The organism is Mycobacterium sp. (genome assembly GCF_035314905.1).
Lineage (GTDB): Bacteria > Actinomycetota > Actinomycetes > Mycobacteriales > Mycobacteriaceae > Mycobacterium.
Genome location: NZ_DATFYW010000197.1, coordinates 1 through 5,526, shown reverse-complemented (window position 1 = coordinate 5,526; position 5,526 = coordinate 1). Strand labels below are relative to the sequence as shown.

The 5,526-nt window shown below is 69.3% G+C and carries 6 protein-coding genes and 1 pseudogene; 4 read left to right on the top strand and 3 right to left on the bottom strand.

Going from position 1 to position 5,526, the window contains the following annotated elements; genetic code table 11:
• The 3 genes from VKG81_RS17220 to ribD form a co-directional block, all read left to right on the top strand.
• A partial coding sequence (locus VKG81_RS17220) for an RsmB/NOP family class I SAM-dependent RNA methyltransferase (protein ID WP_414685308.1) occupies window positions 1-783 on the top strand: 783 nt, incomplete at its 5' end.
• A gap of 4 nt (window positions 784-787) precedes the next feature.
• On the top strand, window positions 788-1,465 hold the full coding sequence (gene rpe / locus VKG81_RS17215) for a ribulose-phosphate 3-epimerase (protein ID WP_324397762.1): 678 nt from the start codon (window positions 788-790) through the stop codon (window positions 1,463-1,465).
• A gap of 14 nt (window positions 1,466-1,479) precedes the next feature.
• A complete protein-coding gene (gene ribD / locus VKG81_RS17210) occupies window positions 1,480-2,466 on the top strand; it encodes a bifunctional diaminohydroxyphosphoribosylaminopyrimidine deaminase/5-amino-6-(5-phosphoribosylamino)uracil reductase RibD (RefSeq protein ID WP_414685307.1) in 987 nt (328 codons plus the stop codon).
• Here ribD and VKG81_RS17205 read toward each other — a convergent pair.
• From VKG81_RS17205 to VKG81_RS17195, 3 genes are all read right to left on the bottom strand, one after another.
• The gene (locus VKG81_RS17205) at window positions 2,463-3,017 is read right to left on the bottom strand and encodes a type 1 glutamine amidotransferase domain-containing protein (RefSeq protein WP_324397760.1); all 555 of its coding nucleotides are present in this window, start codon (window positions 3,015-3,017) and stop codon (window positions 2,463-2,465) included. The two genes, ribD and VKG81_RS17205, sit on opposite strands and share 4 nt — an antisense overlap.
• A 69-nt stretch (window positions 3,018-3,086) precedes the next feature.
• A complete protein-coding gene (locus VKG81_RS17200) occupies window positions 3,087-4,622 on the bottom strand; it encodes an MFS transporter (RefSeq protein ID WP_324397759.1) in 1,536 nt (511 codons plus the stop codon).
• Window positions 4,623-4,628: 6 nt separating this feature from the next.
• Window positions 4,629-5,330: an LppX_LprAFG lipoprotein gene (locus VKG81_RS17195; RefSeq protein ID WP_324397758.1), complete on the bottom strand. Its 702-nt coding sequence runs from the start codon at window positions 5,328-5,330 to the stop codon at window positions 4,629-4,631.
• A gap of 56 nt (window positions 5,331-5,386) precedes the next feature.
• Here VKG81_RS17195 and VKG81_RS17190 point away from each other — a divergent pair.
• Window positions 5,387-5,526: pseudogene (locus VKG81_RS17190) on the top strand (riboflavin synthase); the annotation flags it as partial.

Here is a 5,526-nt window from a genome sequence, read left to right as displayed (position 1 = left end):
CTCGTTCACCTCGCGGCGCGCCCCGGCGCACTAACCAAAGACGAACTCGCCGAGGCCGTGGGCGGCACCGCCGGTCGCTATTCGCCGTATGCGGTGTATCTGGCGGGCGGCGACCCGGGCCGGCTGTCGCCGGTGCGCGAGGGCCGCGCCCTGGTGCAAGACGAGGGCAGCCAGCTCGTCGCCAGGGCGCTGACGCTCGCCGAACTTGACGGGCCCGACGCGGGCCGCTGGCTTGACCTGTGCGCGGGACCGGGCGGCAAGACCGCGCTGCTGGCCGCGCTCGGCGCCCCGGCCGGCGCCCACGTCACCGCGGTCGAGCCGGCGCCGCGGCGCGCCGACCTGGTCGAGGAGAACACCCGGGGCCTCGGCGTGGAGGTTGTGCGCGCCGACGGCCGGGCGCCCGGGCTCGAGCCCGGCTTCGACCGCGTCCTGGTCGACGTGCCCTGCACCGGGCTCGGCGCTCTCCGGCGCCGCCCGGAAGCCCGCTGGCGGCGCACCCCCGCCGACGTGCCGCCGCTGACAAAACTGCAGCGCGAGCTGCTTTCGTCGGCGATCGGGCTGACCCGTCGGGGCGGCGTCGTGCTGTACGCGACATGCTCGCCGCACCTGGCGGAGACGGTCGGGGTGGTCGCCGACGCGCTGCGTCGTCACCCGGTCGACGCAATCGACACCAGGGTTCTGTTCGAGCGGGCCGGCGACCTCGGTGACGGCCCCTACGTCCAGCTGTGGCCGCACCGGCACGGAACCGACGCGATGTTCGCCGCCGCGCTGCAAGTACATTGAGCCCATGCCGCCGCCGCTGATCGCGCCGTCGATCCTGGCCGCCGACTTCGCCCGGCTGGCCGACGAGGCCGCCGCCGTCGCCGGCGCCGACTGGCTGCACGTCGACGTGATGGACAACCACTTCGTACCGAACCTAACCATCGGGCTGCCGGTGGTGGAAAGCCTGCTCAAGTACACCGACATCCCGATGGATTGCCACCTGATGATCGACGACCCCGACCGCTGGGCGCCCCCTTATGCCGAAGCAGGGGCCTACAACGTCACGTTTCACGCCGAGGCCACGGACAACCCGATCGGGGTCGCCCGCGATATCCGCGCCGCGGGTGCGATGGCCGGACTCTCGGTCAAGCCCGGCACCCCGCTGGAGCCGTATCTGGAGATCCTGCGCGAGTTCGACACGTTGCTGATCATGTCTGTCGAGCCGGGGTTCGGCGGACAGCGATTCATCTCCGAGGTGCTGCCGAAAGTCGCCACCGCGCGCCGGCTCGTCGACTCGGGCGAGCTGACCGTCCTCGTTGAAATCGACGGCGGCGTCAACGAGGACACCATCGTGGAGGCCGCCGAAGCCGGGGTCGACTGCTTTGTCGCCGGGTCGGCGGTCTACAGCGCCGAGGACCCGGCCGACGCAGTGGAAGCGTTGCGCCGCAGGGCCGCTGCGGCGTCAAACCACCTTCAGCTATGAAGCATCTGGCCGCCATGCGGCTGGCTATCGACCACGCCGAGCGGGTCAAGGGCGCGACATACCCGAACCCACCGGTGGGAGCGGTCATTCTCGACGGCGACGGCGAGGTCGCCGGTGTCGGGGGAACCGAGCCTGCCGGCGGGCCGCACGCGGAAGTGGTGGCGCTGCGGCGGGCGGGGGACCTGGCCGCGGGCGGGATCGCGGTCGTCACGCTGGAACCCTGCAACCACCACGGCAAGACCCCGCCCTGTGTGGATGCGCTGCTGGCCGCGGGCATTTCGTCGATTGTGTACGCGGTGGCCGACCCGAACCCGATCGCCGCCGGCGGCGCCGCGCGGCTGGCCGAGGCAGGCGTCGACGTTGTCGGTGGCGTGCTCGCCGAGGCGGTCGCCGGCGGAACTCTGCGGGAGTGGTTGCACAAGCAGCGAACTGGACTTCCGCATGTGACATGGAAGTACGCGGCAAGCATGGACGGGCGCAGCGCAGCGGCCGACGGTACGAGCCAATGGATCACCAGCGAGGCCGCACGCGCCGACGTGCATCGCCGCCGCGCCGCGGCCGACGCGATCGTGGTGGGAACCGGCACGGTGCTCGTCGACGACCCCACGCTGACCGCCCGGCTGCCCGACGGCAGCCTCGCCGGTCGCCAGCCACTGCGGGTGGTGGTGGGAGAGCGGGAAATCTCTTCGGAAGCGAATGTTCTCAACGACGACTCGCGGACCATGCTGATCCGCACCCGCGACCCCCACGAGGTGATCAAGGCACTGGCGGACCGGACCGATGTGCTGATGGAAGGCGGTCCGACACTGGCGAGCGCGTTTCTTCGGGCCGGCTTTGTCGACCGCATCCTGGCCTACGTGGCACCGATCCTGTTGGGTGGCCCTGTTACTGCGGTCGGCGACGTCGGGGTGCCGACGATGGCTCGCGCGCTGCGATGGCAATTCGACGGCGTCGAGCGGATCGGTCCGGATGTGTTGCTGAGCCTGGTCCCCGCCGGCTAATCGGCGAACCTGTCCACCAGTGTGCTGCAGAACGCCGGCAGGTCGTCGGGCTTGCGGCTGGACACAAGGGTATTGGGACCGCTCGTGCACACCACGACTTCTTCGTCGACCCAATTGCCGCCGGCGTTGCCGATGTCGGTCTTCACGCTCGGCCATGACGTGATGGTGCGACTGCGCACGCGGTCGGCCTCGACGATAGTCCAGGGTCCGTGGCAGATCACGGCGACGGGCTTGCCCGCGTCGAAGAATCCCCTGACGAAGTCCACCGCCGCGGGAACCGTCCGCAGGAAGTCGGGGTTCGCGACGCCGCCGGGCAGCACCAAGGCCGCGTAAGCGCTGACATTCACGCTGTCCGCGGCCTTCGTCGCCTCGAAGGTGTCGGCCGCGGTCAGGTGGTTGAAGGCCTGCACCTTGCCCACTTCGGTGGATATCAGCTCGGGAGTCCCGCCTGCCTGTTCGACCGCCTTCCACGGCTCGGTGAGTTCGACCTCCTCGACACCTTCCGGGGCCACCAGGAATGCGATCGTCTTGCCGTCGAGTGGTGCGGCCATCATTGCCTCCTCCGTGTTGAAGTCTTCGCCTCGCCACGGGGATACCCGCCATCGCCGGCGGCTAACGGCCTAGTTGCGCGCCGCAACCGCCTCGCGCGAGTCGGGTTCCGGCGCGTCGGCGTGCTCGCGGCGCCCGCTGATGAACAACGCAAGGACGGCGCCGACCACGCAGATGATCGCGGTGATCGCGAAGATCTCGCCGTACTGCATCGAGAAGGCGAGCCGGTAGTTGTCGGCCTCGGCCTCCAGCCGGGCCGCGAGGCTGGCGCCGGGCGGGGTCCTGTCGGGCAGGCCGGCGAGGATCTGGTTGAACCGGTAGAGGCCCCACGCGCTGAGCGCGGCGATGCCGACCAGCATGCCGATCATGCGGGCCACCACCACCGCCGAGGAAGCGATACCGTGCTGTGCCGGCGGCACGACACGCAGCGTCGCCGACGTCAACGGCCCGATCACCAGGCCAAGGCCGATGCCGGCGAGCGCCAGGTCGGTGTCCATCATCGGCAGTGTGAACAGGCCCAGGTGATGCCGTGCGGCGAGCACGTCGACCGGCCAATGCGAGGTCAGCCGGTAGGCGAAACCGGCGATCAGCAGCCCCACGCAGGCGACCGCCCGGTCGCCGACCTTCGTGGCGATCCAGCCGCCGACGACCGCGCCGATCGGCAACGCGATCAAGAAGCGCAGCAGCAGTCCCGCCGCCTGGTTCTTGTCCAACTCCAGAACGCCCTGGCCAAACAGCTCGACATTGACCAGCGTGACCATCAGCGCGGCGCCCGCCGTCACTGACGCGCCGAGCGCGGCCAAGAACGGCCGGAAGTGCACGCCGGCCGGCTCGATCAGCCGGGTGCGCGCGAACCGCTCCCATAGGCCGAACGCGATCGCAGCGACCAGCGCACCCCCGAGGACGGGCCAGCCCCAGGTGGGAAGCACTTGCCTGCCGTCGGGCGCCGGGTTGTAGAGACCAACAACTGCCAGCCCGAGCGCGATGGCCAGCAGCACGCCGCCGACCACGTCGACCCGCTCGGGCGGCCCGTCTTTGTCGCGTGGCGGCAGGCTGACCTGGATCATCACCATCGCGATGACGGCCAGCGGCACGTTGATCCAGAACACGTCCCGCCATGTGTTCAGCAGCCAGACGATGAAGATGCCGTAGAGCGGGCCCAGCACGCTGCCCAGCTCCTGCGCGGCACCGATTCCGCCGAGCACCGCCGCCCGGCTGCGTTGTGCCCACAGGTCTGCCGCCAGCGCCAAGGTGACGGGCAGCAGCGCACCGCTGGCAGTGCCCTGGATGACGCGGCCGACCACCAGCGTGGTCAAGTCGTGTGACATCGCGGTGACCACGGAGCCGATCGCGAACACGGCCAGGCTGGCCTGCAGCAGCAGCTTGCGGCCGAAGCGGTCCGAGGCGCGGCCCAACAGCGGCATCGCCGCGACGTAGCCGAGCAGATAGCCGGTGACGATCGGGGTGACCTGCTGAATCTTGTTAATCGGGATGCCGACGTCGCGCATGATGTCGGTCATGATCGTGACGACGACGTAGGTGTCGAGAGCGCCGAGCAGCACGGCGAGGCTGCCCGCGCCGATCGCGATTCTCCGGCCGGCCCGCATGCTGGGTCACACCCCCGCGGGAGGGCTGACGGCCACCGGCTTGTTCCAGTCGGCCAGGGTCATGTCGATGGTGTTTCCGGGGCTGATCTGCACCGATGCCTTCACCAGGTCGTGGCCGCCGTCTTCACGGATCCAGGCGGTCGCCGGAACCTGGTTGGTGACCTCGGGCACAATCGCGCCGATCACGGGACCGTTGACGGTGCCTTTGACGCGGACCGTCTGAATCCCATTGATGGTTTCGCGGCCATCGCTTTTCGGGTTGGTGAAGTTGGCCAGCATGTTGGCGAGGCCCTTGTCGGGATCCAAAATGACCGACGGATCGTAGATGTCGGCGGCCGGCCCGAAGTTCGTCCACTTGTTCGGGGTCAGCGCCGCGTAGAGGTTTCCGTTCGCGACGACGAAATCCGCGTCGATGGTCTGGCCGAACGCGGTGATGTTGGCGTTGCCTTTCGCTGCGACGGCCGGGGTGTTGGTCAGATCCCCGGTCAACGAGTGCACCGGCAGGTTGGGGATCGAGCCGGTCACCTGCAGCACCAGGTGCACGCTCTTGAGGTTCTTCGTGGTGTCGCTGGACTGTTTGAGCAGCGTCGCTGCATCCGGCAACGGGGCGTTCGAGGTGTTGTTCGATGACGAGCACCCGGCGATGAGGGCGGTGATGAGGGCGAGAACGGCGAGAACGGCAGCGGAATTCCGGCGGCGCATCGGCATGACTGCATCGTAAAGGGTCACGCCGCCCGGCCCCGGTTGCGCACTAGCCTGGGCAGATGTTCACCGGCATCGTCGAAGAGGTTGGGCGCGTAGTCGGAAAGTCGGATCTGCCCGATGCGGTGAGGCTGCAGATCCGCGGCCCGATCGTCACGAGCGACGCGTCGCCGGGGGATTCGATCGCGGTCAACGGCGTGTG